The following is a 21775-nucleotide window of genomic DNA, read 5'->3' as shown; positions in this document are numbered from 1 at the left end:
TGGCGCCTCTGGTTTTCCGGCATGGCCTGATAGCTGTCGTAATCGGCGGCGAGGATCAGCCGGGCGAGGCCGGCCTCGCGCGCCGCCTTCAGGTTCTGGGCGCTGGTCTTTTCCAGGTCGCCCAGGGTGATCTCCAGGCCGGAGGCCAGAAACAGCGCCTTCGCCTCGAAGACCTTGGCCACATACTGGTTGTAGCCCTCGATGGTCCAGCTCGTGCCCGCCGTCTCGCCCTCGCCGTTCACGATCAGCGCCAGCGCCCATTCGCCCCGCGCATTCGTGGTCGCCTCGACCTTCTGCGTCACCACCCGCACCCCGCCGTCGAAAATGTCCGAGCCCTGCAGCGTGGCGACGATCTTGCCCGCGGCGACCGGGGCGAGCGTCGCGTCCACCAGCACCCCCCTGACTGTGGCTTTGTTCGGCATCTGTCCCTCTCCTCATCCGAATGGCCGGGCCATTATCCGGCAGAGGCGCCAGCGTTGCCGCAAAGGGCCGTGCAACGGGCGGCTAGGGCGCCTCCCCGGCCGGCAGGCCGCGGCTCTGGCGCCAGAGGTCGGGCGTGCTGCCCTCGGTCTCGCGGAAGACGCGGATCAGGTGCGAGGCGTCGCAGAAGCCGGTCTCCTCGGCGATGCGGGTCACGGTGCGGTCGGTGCGCGCCAGCAGCATGCGCGCCTGCGCCAGCCGGATNCGGATCGAGGCATCGGCCGGCGGGATGCCCAGGTCGGCGTTGAAATGCCGCTCAAGCTTGCGCCGCCCCACCCCCAGATCGCGGGCAATGCGCGCGATCGGCAGCGGTGCATGCAGGTTCTGCTGCATCGCCAGAAGCGCCCGCCGCACCAGAGGGTCCCGCGCATGCAGCTCAAGCGGAAGACCAGGCTGAGGACGGTCTCCGGCCATCGGCTCGTCGATCATCAGAATCGACAGGGCCTTGCGCGCCGCCGCCCGTCCCAGGTGGCGATCGACGAGGAAGGCCGCCAGATGCGCGGCGCTGACCCCGCCCGAACAAGAGATCCGGTCGCGGTCCACCACGAAGATCTGGTCCGAGACCGGGCGCATCTTTTCGAATTCCGCCAGGAAATCCTGATGATGGAACCAACTGACGCAACAGCGATAGCCGTCCATCAGCCCGATTCGGGCCATGGCAAAGACGCCGGTGCAGAGCCCGCCCAGCGACACCCGCGCTGCCGCGGCCCGTCGCAGGAAGGCGGCCTGGTCCGGAGAGAGGCCGGGCCCGCCGTCGATCAGCCCGCCCACGGTGATGATGTAATCGAAGCGGGCAGGGTCGCCCAGCCGTTCCTCGGGCTCGATGCGCATGCCGCAGGACGATTGCACCGAGGTCATGTCCGACGAAAGCACCCGCCAGCGGCAGCGGATCGGGCGCGAGCCGTCGCCGTCATCGGCCGCCAGCCGCAACACGTCCACGAAGGTGGCAAAGGCCGACAGCGTGAAGCGCGGGGTCAGCAGGAAGCCGATGCGCAGTCGCGGCTGGTTCGGATCGGCGGAGGGGTCGTGTTCGGGCATGTCGCGATTCGTCCATGAATGGCGTCGCGATCATGCCATGTTTTCGCCAATTATCCAGAGCCGTCGCGATCAATCCTTGGTGGCCAGCACCATGGTCGCCGCCGAAGCCGCGGCGGCATCCTCCGCCTCGTCGCCGGCCTCGACCAGTTCGCGCGCCTCTTCCTCGTCCTCGTCCTCCAGCGCGGGCGGGTCCTCGCCGGCCAGGAAATTGCCGAATTTCTGCAGGCCGGGAATGTGGTCGGCCAGCACCCGCATCACCACCAGCAGCGGCACGGCCACGATCATGCCCAGCACCGACCAGAGCCAGGCCCAGAGCGCCACGGTCAGGAACACCACCACCGTACTGAGCTGCAACCGGCGCGAGACGAAATAGGGGGTGATCAACTGCCCCTCCAGCGCGGTGATCGCCAGATAGGTCAGCCCCACCATCAGGGGCGCGAACAGGCCGTCAAAGACGAACAGGCCGACCAGGGTGGCGATGATGATGCCGGTGACCGAACCCAGATAGGGGATGAAATTCAGCAGGAATGCCGCCAGCCCGAACAGCACCGGGCTGGGCATGCCCCAGGCCCACATGGCCAGCCCGATGGCCAGTCCCAGGCAGGCATTGATCAGGGTGATCGCCCCCAGATAGGTGCCCAGGCTGTCCTCGATCTCGCGCAGCGCCAGGTAGGCGGCGCGCTTTTCGCGCATGGAATCAAAGCTCTGCACGATCTTCAGGTAAAGCAGGTCGCCCGAGGAGATCAGGAAGAACAGCAAGAACAGCGTGAAGATGATCTGGCCGACGAAGGCGGGGCCGAGGTCCAGCACGCTGGCCAGGGTCGAGGATGGCGGCGTGGCATTCACCTCGACCTGGATCTGCTGGTCGGGCGTCTGCGGGGCGCCGGGGGCGGGCACCGTGCTCAGGGTGCCGGTCAGCGTCGCATCGGGCGGCGTCTCGCCGGAGGCGGGGGCGGGTTCGGGTGCGGACGCACCACCGCCGGCGATCTCGTCGATCTTCTCGGCCGCGCGCTCGATGCCGCGGAAATTGCTGCGCAATTCGGTGAACCGCTGCTCCAGCCGCTCGGATATCTGCGGCGCGTTCTCGATCAGCCGGTTAGCGGGCCCCGAGATGATGAAGCCGATCAGCACCACGGCCACCACCAGTCCCAACGAGACGATGGCGGCGGTGACCACGGCGCCGATGCCCAGCCGCTCCATCAGCCGGCGGAACGGGATGAAGACGAAGAACAGCAGGATCGCCAGCGTCACCGGCATCAGGAAGCTGCGGGCCTGCGCGAAGAAGCTGAACAGCAGGATGACGAAGATGCCGATCACCGCCCAGTTGGCGACCTTGGCCACGCCCTTGTCCGAGGGCGGGGAAAAGGGAAACATGTGGCTGCTGCGTTGCTGATCTGGCGGCATCCGACCCTCCCCCGTTCCGCGCGGGGGAAACGCGAAGCCCGCGGCCGGGTTCCCCGCCGCGGGCGTTTTCGGCAAGCGGGCGGGCCGCTTACAGCGGATGATCGCCCGAGGCGTCGATGACGCGGGTGGGCAGGCCCAGTTCGCCCAGCAGTTCAAGGAAGGGCCGGGCGGGCAGATCCTCGACATTGGCCATCTTCTTGACGTCCCAGGTGCCGCGCGCGACCAGGATCGCCGCCGCGACCGGCGGCACGCCTGCCGTGTAGCTGATGCCCTGGCTGCCGACCTCGTTATAGGCGTCCTTGTGGTCGGCGACGTTGTAGATGAAGACCTCGCCCGGCTTGCCGTCCAGCGTGCCCTTGACCAGATCGCCGATGCAGGTCTTGCCCTCGTAATCGGGCGCCAGGCTGGCCGGGTCGGGCAGCACCGCCTTGACCACCTTCAGCGGCACGACCTCCAGCCCCTCGGCGGTCCTGACCGGCTGCTCGGAAAGCAGGCCGAGGTTCTTCAGCACGGTGAAGACATTGATGTAATGCTCGCCGAAGCCCATCCAGAAGCGCACGTCGGCGTCCTTGTAGCGGGCCGAGAGGCTGTGCACCTCGTCATGGCCGGACAGATAGGCGGTGCGCTTGCCGACGACGGGCAGGTCCCATTCGCGGCCCACCTCGAACATCTTGTTGGTGCGCCATTCGCCGCCCTGCCAGGAATAGACCGTGCCGGTGAATTCGCGGAAATTGATCTCGGGGTCGAAATTGGTGGCGAAATAGCGGCCGTGGGAGCCGGCATTGATGTCCACGATGTCGATCGAGTCGATCTTGTCGAAATATTCGTCCTCGGCCAGCCGGGCATAGGCGTTGACCACGCCCGGATCGAAGCCCGCGCCCAGGATGGCGGTGACGCCGGCCTTCTCGCAATCCTCGCGGCGCTTCCATTCGTAGTTCGCATACCAGGGCGGTGTCTCGCAGACCTTGGCGGGGTCCTCGTGGATGGCCGTGTCGATATAGGCCGCGCCGGTCTCGATGCAGCCTTGCAGGACGGTCATGTTGATGAAGGCCGAGCCGACGTTGATCACGATGCCGGCGTCGATCTGGCGGATCAGTTCGGCCACCGCCTTGCTGTCCATCGCGTCCAGCGGATGGGCGGCGAATGCGACCGAATGGCCTTTCTCACGAATGCTCGCGATGATCTTCTCGGCCTTGGACACGGTTCGGCTGGCGATATGCAGCGTTCCGAATTCCTTGGCATTCTGCGCCACCTTATGCGCGACCACCTGGGCGACGCCGCCGGCGCCGATGATGAGCACGTTCTTGGCCAATTCAGTCTCCTTTTCGGGGGCTAAGGAAAGGGGATGGCTTGCGCCTGGTCAGGACAGGCTGGCTTTGTAGTCGTCGTAGGTGAACCGGCGAACCTCGCGGATCGTTCCGTCCTCGGCCTTGATGGCGATAGCGGGCATGGGAACGCCGTTGAACCAGTTTTTCTTGACCATGGTGTAGCCGCCGGCATCGGCGATGCTGATCCGGTCGCCGACCTTCAGCGGGGCAGGGAAGCGGCCCTCGCCGAAGATGTCGCCGGCCAGGCAGGTCTTGCCGGCGATCTGCCAGGGATGCTCGCCCTCCTGCGGCAGCTTCGCCGTCTCGCGATAGATCAGCAGGTCGAGCATATGCGCCTCGATGCTGCTGTCCACGATGGCCACGTCCTTGCCGTGGTGGATGGTGTCCAGCACCGTCACCTCCAGCGAGGTCGAGCGGGTGATGCTGGCCTCGCCCGGTTCCAGGAAAACCTGCACGCCGAACTTTTCCGAGAACGCCCTGAGCCGGTCGGCGAGCTTGTCCAGCGGATAGCCCTCGCCGGTGAAGTGGATGCCGCCGCCCAGCGAGACCCAGTCGAGCTTTTCCAGGAAGCCGCCGAACTCCGCCTCGATCCGGTCGAGCTGCGCGTCGAACAGCTCGAAATCGGCATTTTCGCAATTGTAATGGATCATCACGCCCGAGATGCGGTCAAGCGCCGCCTCAAGCCGGTTCAGATCCCATTCGCCCAGGCGCGAGAAGGGCCGGGCCGGGTCGGCCAGGTCGAACCCGCTGGTCGAGAAGCGCGGGTTCAGCCGCAGCCCCATGGCGATGCCACGCGCCTTGGCCCGCGCGCCATAGCGGTCAAGCTGGCCCAGGCTGTTGAAGATGATCTTGTCGGCATAACCCAGCGCCTCGTCGATCTCGTGATCGGCCCAGGCGACGGAATAGGCATGGGTCTCCTTGCCGAATTCCTCATGCCCCAGCCGCAGCTCGAACAACGAGGACGAGGTGGTGCCGTCCATGAAGTCGCGCATGAAGTCGAAGGCCGACCAGGTGGCGAAGCATTTCAGCGCCAGCAGGCATTTCGCCCCCGAGCGTTCGCGCAGATAGCGGATTCGCTCCATGTTCACCCGCAGCTTGGCGAGATCGATCAGGTAATAGGGCGTCTGCAGGTCGGACATGGCGCGGGTCCTTTGGTCTTGCGACCGTGAAAGCGGGAAACGAAGGGCTCATTTAGGGCCATGTCCCGCATTTCGCAAGGAAGCGTGACAGGGGCGTGACGGCGGCCGCGTTCCGGGGGTCAGATGCGCAATCGCACCGGCTGGCCGGTGCGGACGGATTCGTCGGCGGCCAGGCAGACGGCCAGCGAGGAAACCGCGTCGCGCATGTGGCGGTCCAGATCCATGTCCCCGGCGATGGCGCGCGCCATGAAGGCGGCCTCGGCGTCGCAAAGCTCCTGATGGCCGGGTTCGTCCCGCATCGAGAGATCCTGATCCGGCTCTCCGACGCGATGCAGCCGCAGGGTGGCAGTCCGGGTATGGGTGTCGATATCGTCCGAGCGCGCGTCCTCGGGCATGCGGATGCTGACGGCGCCGCGGGGGCTGACCACGTCCTTCACGAAGAAGGCGGTGTCGGACATCATCGGCCCCCAGCCGGCCTCGTACCAGCCCAGCGAGCCGTCCTGGAAGATCACCTGGAAATGGCCGTAGTTATACATCTCGGCCGCGATCTCGTCCGAAAGGCGCAGGCCCATGCCGCGCACCTCGACCGGGGGCGCGTCGGTGATCTGGCACATGACATCGACGTAATGCACGCCGCAATCGACGATGGGCGGCGTGGTGTGCATCAGCGCCTTGTGCACCTGCCAGGTCGGGCCCGAGCTTTGCTGGTTCAGGTTCAACCGGAACACATAGGGCCCGCCCAGCGCGCGCGCCTCGGCGATCAGGCGCTGCCAGCTGGGATGGTGGCGCAGGATGTAGCCGACGACCAGCTTGCGGCCGGTCTCACCGGCGCATTCGACCACGCGGCGGGCGTCCTCGACCGTGGTGGCCAGCGGCTTTTCGACGAAGACATGCGCGCCGGCGCGCAGCGCGGCGATGGCATATTCGGCATGGCTGTCGGAATAGGTGGCGATCACCGCAACGTCGGGGCGAAGGCGCTGCAGCGCCTCGTGGAAATCCTGGCTTTGCGGAATCGCCGAAAGCTCGGGGGGCAGATCGACCGGCGAGCGGTTGACCAGACCGATGACCTCGGCCCCCGGCTGCTTCAGCCAGGCCAGAGCATGGCTGCGCCCCATATTGCCCAGACCGGCGACCAGGACCCGCATGGCCTAGTCGTCCACGATCGAGAGGATCTTGGGCAGGGCGGGGCAGGGCAGCAGCTGGTTCCTTGCCACGTCCGCCAACGTATGATTGTGCAGGAACACGTAGACATGCGCCGAGAGGCTCTCCCACAGCCGGTTCGACAGCGTCTGCGCGCGCGAGCCCGAGACCCCGCCCGAGGCGCCGGCGCCGACATGCAGCGCGCTGACGGTTTCGTCCACCGCTTCCAGCACATCGGCCACGCGGATCGTCTCGGGCGCCTTGGCCAGCCGGTAGCCGCCGCCCGGTCCCCGTACGGAATCGACCAGCCCGGCGCGGCGCAGCCGCACGAAAAGCTGCTCCAGATAGGGCAGCGAGATGTCCTGCCGCTTGGAGATCTCGGCCAGCGAGGTCAGCTCGTCGCCCTTGGCGATGGCCAGATCGACCAGGGCGACCATCGCGTAACGTCCCTTGGTGGACAGTTTCATCTTGCCTCTCCTCCCGCCGCAAACCATTGACGACGCGCGAGCCAGGGGCTAATTCCCCCGGCGCCGTCCTTGAATGCGTCTTGCCTATGTCGGGCGCGCTTCCCAGATTGACGATCTAGAGCCGCGACGCCACTGGGTCAAGGAACCCGAGTTTCAAAGGAAGCCCATGCCCGAACTGATTTTCCCCGGTCCCGAAGGTCGTCTCGAGGGGCGCTATCACGCGCAAGCCGCGCCCGACGCGCCCATCGCCATCATCCTGCACCCGCATCCGCAATATGGCGGCACGATGAACAACCGGGTCGTTTACAATTTGCACTATGCCTTCCACCGCATGGGCTTCACCGTCATGCGGTTCAACTTCCGCGGCGTCGGCCGCAGCCAGGGCGAATTCGACCAGGGCATCGGCGAGCTGTCGGACGCCGCCTCGGCGCTGGACTACCTGCAGGCGATGAACCCGAACTCCAAGCATTGCTGGGTGGCGGGCTTCAGCTTCGGCGCCTGGATCGGCATGCAGCTCTTGATGCGGCGGCCCGAGATCACCGGCTTCATCTCGGTCGCGCCGCCGGCGAACATGTATGATTTCTCGTTCCTTGCGCCTTGCCCGTCCTCGGGGCTGATCATCAACGGCACCGCCGACCGGGTGGCGCCGCCCAAGGACACCCATGCGCTGGTCGCCAAGCTGCGCGAGCAGAAGGGCATCACCATCACCCATGAGGAGATCGAGGGCGCGGACCATTTCTTCCGCGACGACGAGGTGCATATGAAGCCGATGATCGACACGGTGCAGGCCTATGTGCGCCGCCGCCTGACCGAGAACACGCGATAGGAAACGGGCCGGCATTGCCGGCCCCAGGCATTCGAGATGACCGACCTGACCCTGCAATTCGCCTTCCTGACCGAGGCCGACCGGCTGAAATCCGTCGAGCGGGCGAATGTGCTGATGGACTTGTCGCGGCCGGAAAACAGCGCCGAGCACAGCTGGCACGTCGCGCTCTATGCGCTGGTCTTCGGCGCTTCGGACCGCGCCATCGCCATGCTGCTGCTGCACGACCTGGTCGAGATCGATTGCGGCGACCATCCGATTCATCTGGCCCATGACGCGGCCGCCGTGCAGGCGGCCGAGGAAGCCGCCGCGCGCCGGCTGTTCGGCATGCTGCCCGGCGGCGAGGCGCTGCTGGCCTTGTGGCGGGAGTTCGAGGCCGGCGAGAGCCCGGATGCCCGCATGGCCAAGCGCATGGACCACATACAGCCGCTGTTCCAGGTGCTTTGCGCGCCCGAGCCGCTGGCCAATCACGTCGCCATTGTCCGCGACAACATGACATCGGGCCGCGCCCGGCGGCTGTGGTCGGAATGGCCCGAGGCGATGCAGGCCGCGCAGGCCCTGCTGGATGGCCGCGCGCCGCAGGGGGAACTGGCGCAGCGCCTGGCCTTCCTGGCCGAGGCGGACCGGCTGAAATCGGTGCTGCGCGCCAGCCTGCTCTGCGACTGTTCGCGGCGCGAGAACAGCGCCGAGCACAGCTGGCACCTCGCGCTTTACGCGCTGGTCATGGCGTCCCATGCCGGCGAGGGCGTTGAGATCGGCCGGGTGATCCGCATGCTGCTGATCCACGATCTGGTCGAGATCGATACCGGCGACGTGCCGATCCACGCGCAGGGCGGCGCGGCACATCACGGCGCGGCGCAGCTGGCCGCCGAACAGGCCGCCGCCGGGCGGATCTTCGGCCTGCTGCCGGTGGCGCAAGGGGCCGGATTGCATGCGCTCTGGACCGAGTTCGAGGCGAACGAGACCCCCGACGCGGTCTTCGCCAAGTCGCTCGACCGGGCGCAGCCGGTGATGCAGAACATCGCCTCGGGCGGGGGCACCTGGGTCGAATACCGCGTGACCTACGAACAGCTGGTCGAGCGCGTCGGGGTCCGCATCGAACGCGGCGCGCCGACGCTGTGGTCCTGGCTCAGCGAAAGCGCGCGGGTCTATTTCCGGGGCTGACATGGGCGGACGGCTGGCCGCGCTTGCGCTATGCGTGCTGGGGATGGGCGCGCTGGATCACGGATTGCGGCTAGCGGCGGCGCTGATCGCCGGGGATTATGCGCCGGGCAGCGGCTTCGAGGCCTTCCGCGCCGTTTCGCGGCTCGAAGCCCGGGTGATCGGCATCGGCGAGGCGCTGGGCCTGGTCCTGCTTTGCCTGCTGGCGTTGCGGCTGTCCTTTCCGCATGGCATCCGGCGAGCTGAGCAGCCCTGGCTTTTCCTGCTGCTGGTCGGCCTGACGGTTGGCCGTTCGTTCCTTGGCGTGGGCGAGGGTTTCACCAGTTCCTTCGCGCTGCGGGCGAGCGCTTGCGGGCTGGTGGCCCTGCTGCTTTACGCCTTTCTGCCGAAGCGGCCGCATTGATCGGTATGCAATCGCATACCGGGCTTTCCTTTCGCATTGAATGCCGCTATAGCGCCACCGAGCCGAATCCTAATCGAAGGGACCACCCATGTCGAAGATCAAGGTAGAGAACCCCGTCGTCGAGCTCGACGGCGACGAGATGACCCGGATCATCTGGGACTTCATCAAGCAGAAGCTGATCCTTCCCTATCTGGACATCGACCTGAAATATTACGACCTCGGCATCGAGGAGCGCGATCGCACCCAAGACCAGATCACCGTGGACGCGGCCGAGGCGATCAAGCAATACGGCGTCGGCGTGAAATGCGCCACCATCACCCCCGACGAGGCCCGCGTCGAGGAATTCGGCCTGAAGAAGATGTGGAAGTCGCCCAACGGCACCATCCGCAACATCCTGGGCGGCGTGATCTTCCGCGAGCCGATCATCTGCAAGAACGTCCCGCGCCTGGTCCCCGGCTGGACCCAGCCCATCGTCGTCGGCCGCCACGCCTTCGGCGACCAGTACAAGGCCACCGATTTCCGCTTCCCGGGCAAGGGCCGGCTGACGATCAAGTTCGTCGGCGAGGATGGCGAGACCATCGAGCACGAGGTCTATCAGGCCCCGGGCGCCGGTGTCGCCATGGCGATGTACAACCTCGACCAGTCGATCATCGACTTCGCCCGCGCCTCGATGAACTACGGGCTGAACCGCGGCTATCCGGTCTATCTCTCGACCAAGAACACCATCCTGAAAGCCTATGACGGCCGCTTCAAGGACCTGTTCCAGAAGGTCTACGAGGAAGAGTTCGAGGCCGAGTTCAAGAAGAAGGGCATCCATTACGAGCATCGCCTGATCGACGACATGGTCGCCTCGGCGATGAAATGGTCGGGCGGCTATGTCTGGGCCTGCAAGAACTACGACGGCGACGTGCAGTCGGACACCGTCGCGCAGGGCTTCGGCTCGCTGGGCCTGATGACTTCGGTGCTGATGACCCCGGACGGGAAGATCGTCGAGTCCGAGGCCGCGCATGGCACGGTGACGCGCCACTATCGCGAGCACCAGAAGGGCAACCAGACCTCGACCAACTCGATCGCCTCGATCTTCGCCTGGACCGGCGGTCTCAAGCACCGCGCCAAGCTGGACGACAACGCGGCGCTGAAGAATTTCGCCGAGACGCTGGAGAAGGTCACCGTGCAGGCGGTCGAGGACGGCTACATGACCAAGGACCTGGCGCTGCTGGTCGGGCCGGACCAGAAATGGCTGACCACCATGGGCTACCTGGAAAAGGTCGACGAATACCTGAACAAGGCGCTGGCGGGCTGATCCGTCGCGCAGGATTGCGAAGGGCCGGGGGCAAACCCGGCCCTTTTCGCTTGTGGCGCCGCCGCATGAGTATTTGGGAAACGGTGAAAGGGCGGGCGCGGGTGTCGGGGATTTGAGTGCTTTGGGAACGAAGTAGCCCGGCGGCCGTGCAAAGCCGCTTAACAGTCGCGCCGGCTTGCAGTATGGGAGGCGCGAGGCATTTATCCCGGAGGCCCGCCATGAAAGCTGCCGTCATCACCTTTCCCGGATCGAATTGCGACCGCGACCTGGCCATTGCGCTGGAGCAGGCGGGGGCCGCGGTGGCGCGCGTCTGGCACAAGGACGAGGCGCTGCCTGCCGGCACGGATCTGGTCGCGGTGCCGGGCGGGTTTTCCTTTGGCGACTACCTGCGTTGCGGTGCCATCGCCGCGCATTCGCCCATCGCCGGCGCGATCAAGGCCCATGCGGCGCGCGGCGGTTATGTGCTGGGCATCTGCAACGGCTTTCAGGTGCTGACCGAGCTGAACTTGCTGCCCGGCGCCCTGATGCGCAATGCCGGCCTGCGTTTCCTGTGCCGCGAGGTGGTGCTGAAGGTCGCCACCTCGGCCAGCCCCTTCACCGCGGCCTATGCGGCGGGCGAGGAGATCCGGGTGCCGGTCGCGCATCACGACGGCAATTACCAGATCGATGCCGAAGGGCTGGCGGCGCTGAAGGATCAGGACCGCATCGCCTTCACCTACGCGCCGGGGATCAATGGCTCGGTCGAGGATATCGCCGGGGTGCTGTCCGAAAACCGCCGGGTGCTGGGCATGATGCCGCATCCCGAACGTGCCGCCGATCCGGCGCATGGCGGCACCGATGGCGCGCGGCTGTTCGCCTCGCTGGTTCAGGAGCTTGTCGCGGCCTGACTTGAGCGGCGACCCTTCGCGCACTAGACTGCATCGATCCCCATGGGGGGCGGTGCCGGAGGCTCATGCGAGAGGAAGACGATTCCACCGGATTCCCGGATGGCAGGGCGGCTATGACCAGTCGCTGGGGCCTGCGCGGCGCGATCGCCGTGCTGCTGATCGTGGCTGCGGGCACGGTCTGGTTCACCAATGCCTGGTTGACCGCGCGGTTTTCCGAGACGACGCGCGTGCGCACCGAGCTGCGCTCGGCGCTGTATACCGGCAACCTGCTGTCGGAACTGCAGCGCACCTCGGTGGTGCCCCTGCTGCTGGCGCGCGACCCGGCGCTGATCTCGGCCCTGTCGGGCAATGATTTCTCGGGCACCTCGGCGCGGCTGATCTCGGCCCAGAAGGAGATTGCGGCGGCCTCGATCAAGCTGCTGGACGCCTCGGGTCGGGTGGTCGGATCGACCAACCGCCACCTGATCGGCACCAATTACGTGCAGGAGCCGTTCTTCGTCGAGGCGTTGCGGTCCAAGGATACGGTCTTCACCGTCTCGCCCTCGCCGCAGGGCGCCTATGAGTTCACCTATTCCCGCACCGTCGTGTCGGACGGGCGCACGCTGGGCGTGGTGGTGGTCGGGGCCGACCTGTCCCGGCTGGTGCGGTCCTGGGCCGGGATATCGGACGCCATCGCGGTCACCGACAGCGCCGGGCAGATCATCCTGTCGACCGAGCCGCGCTGGCGCGGCCTGACCCTGCCCGAGGCGCTGGCGGTGCGCTCGGCCCCCTCGGCCATCGCGCGGGCCTTCCAGGTCACGGCGGATTGGGCCGCGCCGCCGGCCGATGCCTATGTCAAGGGCCGCGCCGTGATGCAGTCCGAGACCCGCATCCCGTTCCGCGGCTGGAAGATGATCGCCTTCACCACCTATGAATCGGTGCGCGAGCGGGTGAATGCGGTTCTGGCCATGGTCATCATGGGCTTCGCCATCCTGCTGGCGGCGGTGTTCTATCTGCTGTCGCGCCGGGCGCGGGTGGAATCGGCGGCCTGGATGCGGGAATCGGCCGATCTGCGGGCGCTGAACCTGCGCCTGACCCGCGAGATCGCCGAGCGCGAGCGCATGCAGAAAGAGCTGCGCGTCGCCGAGCAGACCGTTCAGCAATCATCGAAGCTGGCCGCGCTGGGCGAGATGTCGGCCGGCGTCAGCCATGAGCTGAACCAGCCGCTGGCGGCGATGAAGACCTATCTGGCCGGGGCGCGGCTTCTGCTGCAGCGCGGCCGGGCCGAGGAGGCGCTGTCCAGCTTCCAGCGCATCGACGACCTGGTCGAGCGCATGGGCGCCATCACCCGGCAGCTGAAATCCTATGCCCGCAAGGGCGGCGAGGCCTTCGAGCCGGTGGACCTGCGTGCCGCGCTGTCCAGCGCGCTGGTGATGATGGAGCCGCAGCTGCGGAGCCGCACCATCCGCTTGCAGCGCAATATCCCGCGCTATCCGGTCATGGTCTATTGCGACCGCATCCGGCTGGAGCAGATCATCATCAACCTGCTGCGCAACGCCATCGACGCGATCAAGGGCATCCGCGACCCGGCCATCGAGATCACCGTGAGCTCGGGCTCTCACGCATTCTTGTCCGTGCGCGACAACGGGCCGGGTGTATCGGACCTGGAAAATCTGTTTGAACCCTTCTTCACCACGAAGAAGCCTGGGGAGGGGACCGGTCTCGGGCTGGCGATCTCGTCGGGCATCGCCGCGGATTTCGGGGGGCGACTGACGGCGCATAACGCCTCGGACGAAGGGGGCAGGGGCGCCGTATTCGAGCTTGAGCTGCCGCTGCACGATCCTGGCCGCAAGGCCGGGACGCGGCTGGCGGCGGAATGATGGAAAGAGGTAAAGGCCCATGAGCCGCACTTTGAAGATAGCCGTCGTCGATGACGAACCCGACATGCGCGAATCGATCAGCCAGTGGCTGGCGCTTTCCGGCTTTGACGCCGAGACCTTTGCCACCGCCGAAGAGGCGCTGAAGGTGATCGGCGCGGACTGGCCCGGCGTGGTGATTTCCGACATCCGCATGCCGGGCATGGACGGGATGGCTTTCCTCAAGCGGCTGATGGGCATCGATTCGGGCCTGCCGGTCATCATGATCACCGGCCATGGCGACGTGCCGATGGCGGTCGAGGCGATGCGGATCGGTGCCATGGACTTCATGGAAAAGCCCTTCAACCCCGAGCGCCTGACCGAGCTGGTCAAGAAGGCCAGCCAGGCCCGGCGCATGACGCTGGACAACCGCGCCCTGCGCCGCGACCTTTCCGAAGGCCAGCAGGTCATGTCCAAGCTGATCGGCGCCAGCCCGGTGATGGACCGGCTGCGCGAGGATATCCTGGACCTGGGCCAGGCCGACGGCCATGTGCTGATCGACGGCGAGACCGGCACCGGCAAGACGCTGGTCGCGCATGCGCTGCATGCCGTGGGGCCGCGTGCCAGCAAGAAATTCGTGCCGATCTCCTGCGCGGCCTATAACGACGAGGTGCTGGCCGCGAAGCTGTTCGGCCCGGTCGAAAACGGCCTGCCTGCCGTCGAGGAGGCGCGCGGCGGCACCTTGTGCCTGGAGGATATCGAGGCGCTGTCCGACCCGCTGCAGGCGCGGCTGCTGGCCTTTATCGCCGACCAGGGCAGCCCGGCCGAGACGCGGATCATCGCCATCTCGAACGCGCGCGGCGAGGGGCGCCGGGCCGAGGATTCGCTGCGGCCCGACCTGTTCTATCGCCTGACCGCGCTGAAGATCACCCTGCCGCCCCTGCGCTCGCGCGGCGAGGACATCCTGACGCTCTTCACCCGCATGACCGAGCAATTCGCCGAGGAATACGGCTGCGAGCCGCCGCACGTGACGGCGCAGGAGGCGGCGCAGCTGCTGCAGGCGCCCTGGCCGGGCAATGTGCGCCAGCTGATCAACGTGGCCGAGCGCGCGGTCCTGCAGAACCGCCGCGGCTCGGGCTCGATCGCCTCGCTGCTGATGGCGGACGGCGAGGATACGCAGGAGGCGACGACGACCGAGGGCAAGCCGCTCAAGGAATATGTCGAAAGCTTCGAGAAGATGTTGATCGACAACACGATGCGCCGCCACAAGGGCAGCATCGCCGCCGTCATGGACGAGCTTTGCCTGCCGCGCCGGACGCTGAACGAAAAGATGGCGAAATACGGGCTGAGCCGGGGCGATTACCTCTGAGCGGGCGGAGGGCGGCAGGTCCGCCGGATCGGCGAATCCTGGCCTTGGCTGAAAAACCCATTGTAACGGCGGGCCCTTCCCCGCTATCTTGCCCGAGTAGGGTGGGCGCCACAACTTATGGTTGCTCGACCTCGCCAGTTTCGCAGCGCGCCAGCCAGCCGCGACACCCGAAAAGTGCCGGTGGTGCCACGCGCGGAAAATCCTGCCCACGCCCCAAGGGGCCTCTGGGCATCCGTGATCGCAGCCCGGACCGCGCAAGCGGGATGGGCCAAGAAAGGTAAACAGACGCGATGGATCGCGCAACGCAGCTTGATCGGGCACGGCGGCAGGGCAAGACCCTGACCGCCGCGATTGCTGCTGGCGGCGCGGCCTTCGCTGTCCTCTCATGCGGCAGCCGGACCTTGCCCCCGCCAGTGTGCGGGCCGATGCGGCTGCCCGAAAGACGGAAACATGTCAAAGAAAATGCTGATCGACGCCACGCATTCCGAGGAAACTCGGGTTGTCGTGGTCGATGGAACCAAAGTCGAGGAATTTGATTTCGAGACGGTCAACAAGCGGCAGCTTGCTGGCAACATCTATCTGGCCAAGGTGACGCGGGTCGAACCCTCGCTGCAGGCCGCCTTTGTGGATTACGGCGGCAACCGCCACGGTTTTCTGGCCTTTGCCGAGATCCATCCCGATTATTACCAGATCCCCGCCGCCGACCGTAAGGCGCTGATCGAGGAAGAGCGCCAGGCTGCCGCCGCCGAGGCCGACGAGGGTGAGAAAAAGCGCAGCCCCCGTCGCCGCAAGCCGGCCAAGGCCGCCGCCGCCGAAAGCGGTGATGCCGTGCTGGCTTCGGACGAGATCGCCGGCATGGCCGTGGTGGACCCCTCCGAGGGCGATGCTGCCCCGGTCGAGGGCCTTGCCGCCGAGCCTGCCGCGACGCCGGAGCCGGAACCGGCTGCGGACAGCGCCGAGGAAAGCGGCGAGGATGACGGCATCGAATCCGTCGCCGAAGAGGACGTGGCCGAGGAAATCTCGCCCCCCCGCAAGCCGCGCGCCCGCCGCTACAAGATCCAGGAAGTGATCAAGGTCCGGCAGATCATGCTGGTCCAGGTCGTCAAGGAGGAGCGCGGCAACAAGGGCGCCGCGCTGACCACCTATCTGTCTCTGGCCGGCCGCTATTGCGTGCTGATGCCGAACACGGCGCGCGGCGGCGGGATTTCCCGCAAGATCACCAACGCCGCCGACCGCAAGAAGCTGAAGGAGATCGCCAGCGAGCTGGAGGTGCCGGAAGGCGCCGGCCTGATCATCCGCACCGCCGGCAGCCAGCGGACGCGGACCGAGATCCGCCGCGACTACGAATACCTGATGCGGCTGTGGGAGCAGATCCGCGAACTGACCTTCAAGTCCATCGCCCCGGCGCCGATCTATGAGGAAGGCGACCTGATCAAGCGCACGATCCGCGATCTCTACAGCAAGGAGATCGACGAGGTGCTGGTCGAGGGCGAGCGCGGCTATCGCACGGCCAAGGACTTCATGAAGATGATCATGCCGTCCCATGCCAAGAACGTGAAGCATTACACCGACCAGATGCCGCTGTTCGCGCGCTATCAGGTGGAAAGCTATCTGGGCGGCATGTTCAACCCGGTCGTGCAGCTGAAATCCGGCGGCTACATCGTCATCGGCGTGACCGAGGCGCTGGTCGCCATCGACGTGAACTCGGGCCGGGCCACCAAGGAAGGCTCGATCGAGGAAACCGCGCTGAAGACGAACCTGGAAGCCGCCGAGGAGATCGCGCGCCAGCTGCGGCTGCGCGACCTTGCGGGCCTGATCGTCATCGACTTCATCGACATGGAGGAGCGCAAGAACAACGCCGCCGTCGAGAAACGCTTCAAGGAGCGGCTGAAGACCGACCGGGCGCGCATCCAGGTCGGGCGCATCTCGGGCTTCGGCCTTCTGGAGATGTCGCGCCAGCGGCTGCGGCCGGGCATGCTGGAATCGACCACGCAACCTTGTCCGCATTGCCATGGCACCGGGCTGATCCGTTCGGACGACAGCCTGGCGCTGACCATCCTTCGCGCCATCGAGGAAGAGGGCACCCGCAAGCGTTCGCGCGAGGTGCTGGTCAAGGCGCCGGTCGCGGTCGCCAATTTCCTGATGAACGCCAAGCGCGAGCATATCGCCACGATCGAGGCGCGCTATGGTCTCTCGGTCCGGGTCGAGGCCGATCCGGCGCTGATCTCGCCCGATTTCGCCATCGAGAAGTTCAAGACCGCCACCCGCAACGTGCCCGAGATTGTGTCGCCTGTGGTCTCGGTCGATGCCCGGCTGATGGCGCTGATCGATGACCAGGAGCCGGCCGAGGAGGAAGAGGTCGAGGAGACCGCCGAGGAGGATCATGCCGAGGACGGCCGTGCCGAGGGCAGCGATGGCGAGAATGGCGGCAAGCGCCGCCGCCGCCGCCGTCGCCGCCGGGGCGGCAAGAACGGCGAGGGCGAGGCGCATCACGCCGAGGACGGCGAGGAGGGGGTTTCGGAGACCGAGGAGACCGAGCAGCCTGCGGAAGCCGAGGTGACGGCGGCGGCCTCGGTTGAAGCCGAGAGCGCATCGGCGCCGGTCGCGGAAGAGGCCGAGAAGCCGCGCCGACGCACCCGCTCGCGCCGCCGCAAGACCGATGAGCCGGCCGAGGCGGAGGCCGCCGTGGCCGAGCCGGTCGCGACTGCAGAGGTGGTGGCTCTGCAGGGGACTCCGGTCGAGCCGGTCGCTGCCGAGCCCGTGGCGGAAGAGCTGCCCGCGACCGCCGAGACCGGGCCGGCCGAGCCGGAACCGGAAGCCGCCGCGCCGGGGCAGTCTGCCGCCGAGCCTGTTGCGGATGAGGCGCCGGCCGCCGATCTGCCCGAAGCCGAAGCCGAAGCCGAAGCCGAAGCCGAAGCCGAAGCCGAAGCCGAAGCCACTGATGCTGTGGTGGAAGCCGAACCGGACGAGGAGCCCGCCGAGATCGCGCCCGAGCCCGAAGCGCAACCCGCTTCCGAGCCCGTGATGGCCGAGGAGACTCCGCGTCCCAAGCGCCGCGGCTGGTGGTCCCTGGGCTGATCTGCCGCAGCCTTCCACGAAAGAGTGACGGGCGCGGGGCTTTCCCGCGCCCTTTCCTTGCGCCAAGGTGCCGGCCATGTTGGGAATCGAGCTAGCAGATGCCGCCTTCCTGCCCGCCGCGACGGTCGCGCTGCTGGCCGGGATCCTGTCCTTCCTGTCGCCCTGCGTGCTGCCGATCGTGCCGCCCTATCTGGCCTATATGACCGGGGTCGGGGTCGGCGGGCTGAAATCGGGCGAGCGCAGCGCCGTGGTGCCGGCGCTGTTCTTCGTCATGGGCCTGTCCACGGTCTTTCTGCTGATGGGCATGGCGGCCTCGGCCTTCGGGCGGATGTTCCTGCAGTGGCAGGATCTGCTGGCGCGGGGCGCCGGGGTGGTGGTGATCCTGCTGGGCCTGCATTTCCTGCACATCATCCGCATCCCCTTTCTGGATGCCGAGGCGCGCATCGACACGCAGGAGCGGGGCGGCAGCGCGCTGGGGGCCTATGTCCTGGGCTTGGCCTTCGCCTTCGGCTGGACGCCCTGCATCGGGCCGCAGCTCGGCATGATCCTGTCGCTGGCCGCGACTGGCGGCGCGATGGGCAAGGGCACGGCGCTGCTGGCGGTCTATGCGCTGGGGCTGGGCATCCCCTTCCTGCTGTCGGCCATCTTCATCAACCGGGCCATCGGCCTGATGAACCGCATCAAGCCGCATCTGAAGCTGATCGAGCGCATCATGGGCGGGCTGCTGGTCGTGGTCGGCGTGGCGTTGCTGACCGGAGCCTTCCCGGCCTTCGCCTATTGGCTGCTGGAGACCTTTCCCTGGCTGGCGGCGCTGGGTTAGTCCCAGTTCGGCGGCCGTTTCTCCAGAAAGGCCTGGATGCCCTCGGCGGTCTCGGGCAGCAGCATGTTCTCGCAGATCACCGCGCCGGCGACCTCATAGGCTTCGGCCAGGCCCAGGCTGCGCTGGGCATGGAAAGCGCGCTTGCCCATGCGCACGGCGGCGGGCAGTTTCCCGGCAATCAGCCGGGCCAGGGCCATCGTCTCGGCCTCCAGCGCCTCGGACGCGGCGACGCGGTTGATCAGGCCCAACTCGCGCGCCCGGGCCGCGTCCATGAACTCGCCCGTCACCAGCAGCTCGAAGGCGGCGCGCGGCGGGATGGCGCGGGACAGCGCCACCATCGGCGTCGAGCAGAACAGCCCGATATTGACCCCGTTCACGCCGAATCGCGCGTCCTCGGCCGCCACGGCCATGTCGCAGCTGGCGACCAGCTGGCAGCCCGCGGCGGTGGCGATACCCTGCACCTCGGCGATGACTGGCTGGGACAGGGCAGGCAGCTTCTGCATCATCTCGGCGCAGCGCGAGAACAGCCGCCCATAGGCGGCGCGGCCGTCGTCCTCGTCATTGCGCGCGCCCTGCATCTCGCGCAGGTCGTGCCCGGCGCAGAAGGCCTTGCCGCGCGCGGCCAGAACCACGACGCGGATGCCGTCATTCGCCGCGATCTCATCCAGCACATCCGACAGCGCATCGATCATCGCGGTGGAGAGCGCGTTGTAATTCATCGGGCTGTTCAGGATCACGCGCGCGACAGGACCGTCGTCCTGACGCAGCACCAGCGGTTCGGGGTTCCCGTCCTTCATGCGATTCCTCCTGACGCCACGGCGAGGCTTGTCTTTTCCGGGCTTTGCCGGTCAGTCTAGCCGCCGTTCCGGCAGGGGGGAAGCATGGCGTTGGTGATGGGGCGCGAGGCGCTGAACGAATTCCTGGGCAGGGCGTTCCCGCAGGTGGCCGGGCAGGTCCGGGTCGAATCCCTGGACGAGGCGCGGCTGACCGCGCGGCTGGCGGTGGACGACCAGCACCTGCGCCCGGGCGGCACGGTCAGCGGCCCGGCCATGTTCGCGCTGGCCGACGTGACGATCTACCTGGCCATCCTGGCCCGGATCGGCGAGGTGGCGCTGGCGGTGACCACCAACGCCTCGATCGACTTCATGCGCAAGCCCCAGGCGGGGCGCGACCTTCTGGCCGATTGCCGCATCCTGAAGCTGGGGCGGGCGCTGGCCGTGGGCGAGGTGCTGATCCGTTCCGAGGGCGCCGAGGAGCCGGTGGCGCGCTGCTCGATGACCTATTCGATTCCGCCGAAACGCTGACCCCGGCAGGGTTTGCGATGCGGTATTTAAATACCTATTTTGTAAGTATATGAAATCGCTTCTGGAATAGGGCCGTGATGCGCTTGACCTACGCGCGGCTTTCGCCGATATACCGCCATCTCGAATTACAGCCCCCAAAGGGACCGACAGATGAAAACCTATACCGCGAAACCGGCGGAGATCGAGAAGAAGTGGATCCTGATCGACGCCGAGGGCGTCGTGCTGGGCCGCCTTGCCTCGATCGTCGCGATGCGCCTGCGTGGCAAGCACAAGCCGACCTTCACCCCGCACATGGACATGGGCGATAACGTCATCATCATCAATGCCGACAAGGTGCAGATGACCGGCGACAAGCGCGATGCCAAGAAATACTACTGGCATACCGGCCATCCGGGCGGCATCAAGCACCGCACCGCGCGCCAGATCCTGGAAGGCGCCCATCCCGAGCGCGTGGTGATCAAGGCCGTCGAGCGCATGATCTCGCGCAACAAGCTGGGCAAGAAGCAGATGACCAACCTGCGCGTCTATGCCGGTGCCGAGCACCCGCATGAGGCCCAGCAGCCCGAAGTCCTGGACGTCAAGTCCATGAACGCCAAGAATACCCGGAGCGCGTAAGCCATGGCCGAAGACATCAAAACCCTCGACGATCTGAAATCGGTCGCGACGGCTGCTCCGGCGGCTGCCCCGGTTCGCGAGGCGCAGCGCGATTCGCTGGGCCGTTCCTATGCCACCGGCAAGCGCAAGGACGCGGTCGCCCGCGTCTGGGTCAAGCCGGGTTCGGGCAAGGTCACCGTCAACGGCAAGGACATGGCCGAATATTTCGCCCGTCCGGTGCTGCAGATGATCCTGCGCCAGCCCTTCGAGGTTGCCGGCGTCTCGGGTCAGTATGACGTCTACGCCACCGTCGCCGGCGGCGGCCTGTCGGGCCAGGCGGGTGCGGTCAAGCACGGCATCTCGAAGGCGCTGCAGTTGCACGAACCTTCGCTGCGCGCCGCCCTGAAGGCGGCCGGCTTCCTGACCCGCGACTCGCGCGTGGTGGAACGGAAGAAATACGGCAAGGCGAAGGCGCGCCGCTCGTTCCAGTTCTCGAAGCGCTGATCCCCGCTTCCAGGCGATGCAGACGCGGTCCCTCGGGGCCGCGTTTTTCTTTTCCGGCCGCTTCCGAAGCGATCCTGTGGCGGGGCCGGCGGTGCATCCCGGTCCGACTCGGCGGCGCAATCGGCCCGCCCGCATGCGTTCCCGCTTCACGGCCTGCCCGAAGGCCCGGCAGGGCGGGAATTATCTGCCCGAATCTGCGACAGAAAAATGACATGAAATCATTGGCTTGCCATTTTTCTTCCGGAAGGGCGCATTTTTCCGCTTGCAAGCCGCATCCGCAGCCCCTAGATACCGCTTCACCGACGCAGCAAGGCGCTGCGGCGGACGGATCTAGCGGCGCTGGGCGCGGCAAGGACCGGAAATCTTGGGAATGGATGGCTTGGACTTCGCCATGAATTTGGTGCGGTTCGGGTAGTTTGTTTCCTCTGCTTTTTGACATTATGGTATATCTGAAGGGATATGCGGGCGGTCTGGTCGTTTTTCGGCGAGGGAGTTTGCATATCGGCCTGGTAGGGGGAACCCGATGATCCAGGTGTCAGCTTCACTGTTTGACGGTTCACGTTTTGTGGAACGACAAGCAGAGATGATCACCCGCTAGTCGCGGGTGACAGATGTGCAAGGTTCTTCTGTCAAGGATAGCTGCTTCGGTGGCTTTCAACTTGAGAGTTTGATCCTGGCTCAGAACGAACGCTGGCGGC

General features: G+C 66.6%; 20 protein-coding genes. 12 read left to right on the top strand and 8 right to left on the bottom strand.

What is annotated here, in order from left to right:
- From PARJ55_RS0119425 to PARJ55_RS0119395, 7 genes are all read right to left on the bottom strand, one after another.
- Positions 1 to 422 (bottom strand): hypothetical protein (locus PARJ55_RS0119425; protein ID WP_028714510.1); only part of this gene is annotated, 422 nt, incomplete at its 3' end.
- A gap of 82 nt (positions 423 to 504) precedes the next feature.
- Positions 505 to 1518: a GlxA family transcriptional regulator gene (locus PARJ55_RS0119420; protein ID WP_028714509.1), complete on the bottom strand. Its 1014-nt coding sequence runs from the start codon at positions 1516 to 1518 to the stop codon at positions 505 to 507.
- Between the two features lie 69 nt (positions 1519 to 1587).
- Positions 1588 to 2892 (bottom strand): AI-2E family transporter, encoded by a 1305-nt coding sequence (locus tag PARJ55_RS0119415; RefSeq protein WP_232215753.1) that lies wholly within the window; start codon positions 2890 to 2892, stop codon positions 1588 to 1590.
- 118 nt (positions 2893 to 3010) lie between these two features.
- The gene (locus PARJ55_RS0119410; RefSeq protein ID WP_028714507.1) at positions 3011 to 4234 is read right to left on the bottom strand and encodes a saccharopine dehydrogenase family protein; all 1224 of its coding nucleotides are present in this window, start codon (positions 4232 to 4234) and stop codon (positions 3011 to 3013) included.
- A 48-nt stretch (positions 4235 to 4282) separates the two neighbouring features.
- Entirely contained in the window at positions 4283 to 5389 is a 1107-nt protein-coding gene (locus PARJ55_RS0119405; protein ID WP_028714506.1) for a carboxynorspermidine decarboxylase, read from the bottom strand.
- 119 nt (positions 5390 to 5508) lie between these two features.
- Positions 5509 to 6534 carry a Gfo/Idh/MocA family protein gene (locus PARJ55_RS0119400; protein WP_028714505.1) on the bottom strand — a complete coding sequence of 342 codons (1026 nt, stop codon included), beginning with the start codon at positions 6532 to 6534 and terminating at the stop codon, positions 5509 to 5511.
- Positions 6535 to 6537: 3 nt separating this feature from the next.
- On the bottom strand, positions 6538 to 6996 hold the full coding sequence (locus tag PARJ55_RS0119395; RefSeq protein ID WP_024845794.1) for an Rrf2 family transcriptional regulator: 459 nt from the start codon (positions 6994 to 6996) through the stop codon (positions 6538 to 6540).
- Between the two features lie 166 nt (positions 6997 to 7162).
- Between PARJ55_RS0119395 and PARJ55_RS0119390 the strand changes: the two genes are divergently transcribed.
- The 9 genes from PARJ55_RS0119390 (at position 7163) to PARJ55_RS0119350 (ending at position 18675) form a co-directional block, all read left to right on the top strand.
- Complete coding sequence (locus tag PARJ55_RS0119390; RefSeq protein ID WP_011749233.1) at positions 7163 to 7822, top strand: alpha/beta hydrolase; 660 nt, start codon at positions 7163 to 7165, stop codon at positions 7820 to 7822.
- 36 nt (positions 7823 to 7858) lie between these two features.
- Complete coding sequence (locus tag PARJ55_RS0119385; RefSeq protein WP_028714504.1) at positions 7859 to 8983, top strand: HD domain-containing protein; 1125 nt, start codon at positions 7859 to 7861, stop codon at positions 8981 to 8983.
- A 1-nt stretch (position 8984) separates the two neighbouring features.
- The gene (locus PARJ55_RS0119380) at positions 8985 to 9383 is read left to right on the top strand and encodes a hypothetical protein (RefSeq protein ID WP_028714503.1); all 399 of its coding nucleotides are present in this window, start codon (positions 8985 to 8987) and stop codon (positions 9381 to 9383) included.
- Positions 9384 to 9471: 88 nt separating this feature from the next.
- Positions 9472 to 10686, top strand: coding sequence for an NADP-dependent isocitrate dehydrogenase (locus PARJ55_RS0119375; protein ID WP_028714502.1), 1215 nt, complete (start codon positions 9472 to 9474; stop codon positions 10684 to 10686).
- A gap of 218 nt (positions 10687 to 10904) precedes the next feature.
- Complete coding sequence (gene purQ / locus PARJ55_RS0119370; protein WP_028714501.1) at positions 10905 to 11573, top strand: phosphoribosylformylglycinamidine synthase subunit PurQ; 669 nt, start codon at positions 10905 to 10907, stop codon at positions 11571 to 11573.
- 65 nt (positions 11574 to 11638) lie between these two features.
- The gene (locus PARJ55_RS0119365; RefSeq protein ID WP_028714500.1) at positions 11639 to 13432 is read left to right on the top strand and encodes an ATP-binding protein; all 1794 of its coding nucleotides are present in this window, start codon (positions 11639 to 11641) and stop codon (positions 13430 to 13432) included.
- Between the two features lie 19 nt (positions 13433 to 13451).
- Positions 13452 to 14777 carry a sigma-54 dependent transcriptional regulator gene (locus PARJ55_RS0119360; protein ID WP_028714499.1) on the top strand — a complete coding sequence of 442 codons (1326 nt, stop codon included), beginning with the start codon at positions 13452 to 13454 and terminating at the stop codon, positions 14775 to 14777.
- A gap of 450 nt (positions 14778 to 15227) precedes the next feature.
- The gene (locus tag PARJ55_RS0119355; protein ID WP_028714498.1) at positions 15228 to 17855 is read left to right on the top strand and encodes a ribonuclease E/G; all 2628 of its coding nucleotides are present in this window, start codon (positions 15228 to 15230) and stop codon (positions 17853 to 17855) included.
- Positions 17856 to 17931: 76 nt separating this feature from the next.
- On the top strand, positions 17932 to 18675 hold the full coding sequence (locus PARJ55_RS0119350) for a cytochrome c biogenesis CcdA family protein (protein WP_028714497.1): 744 nt from the start codon (positions 17932 to 17934) through the stop codon (positions 18673 to 18675).
- Here the strand turns inward: PARJ55_RS0119350 and PARJ55_RS0119345 are convergent.
- On the bottom strand, positions 18672 to 19472 hold the full coding sequence (locus PARJ55_RS0119345; RefSeq protein WP_028714496.1) for an enoyl-CoA hydratase: 801 nt from the start codon (positions 19470 to 19472) through the stop codon (positions 18672 to 18674). The two genes, PARJ55_RS0119350 and PARJ55_RS0119345, sit on opposite strands and share 4 nt — an antisense overlap.
- An 84-nt stretch (positions 19473 to 19556) precedes the next feature.
- Here PARJ55_RS0119345 and PARJ55_RS0119340 point away from each other — a divergent pair, with 84 nt between their 5' ends.
- The 3 genes from PARJ55_RS0119340 to rpsI all read left to right on the top strand — a co-directional run bounded on the left by PARJ55_RS0119340 (position 19557) and on the right by rpsI (position 21077).
- A complete protein-coding gene (locus PARJ55_RS0119340) occupies positions 19557 to 19979 on the top strand; it encodes a PaaI family thioesterase (protein WP_028714495.1) in 423 nt (140 codons plus the stop codon).
- Between the two features lie 150 nt (positions 19980 to 20129).
- Positions 20130 to 20594 (top strand): 50S ribosomal protein L13, encoded by a 465-nt coding sequence (gene rplM / locus PARJ55_RS0119335; RefSeq protein WP_028714494.1) that lies wholly within the window; start codon positions 20130 to 20132, stop codon positions 20592 to 20594.
- Positions 20595 to 20597: 3 nt separating this feature from the next.
- Positions 20598 to 21077 carry a 30S ribosomal protein S9 gene (gene rpsI / locus PARJ55_RS0119330; protein WP_036699012.1) on the top strand — a complete coding sequence of 160 codons (480 nt, stop codon included), beginning with the start codon at positions 20598 to 20600 and terminating at the stop codon, positions 21075 to 21077.
- The last annotated feature ends 698 nt before the right edge of the window (positions 21078 to 21775 follow it).

Origin of the sequence: Paracoccus sp. J55 (assembly GCF_000513975.1) — a bacterium.
Lineage (GTDB): Bacteria > Pseudomonadota > Alphaproteobacteria > Rhodobacterales > Rhodobacteraceae > Paracoccus.
Note: the sequence above shows the minus strand (reverse complement) of the source record. Positions and strands in the feature narration are given on the sequence as shown.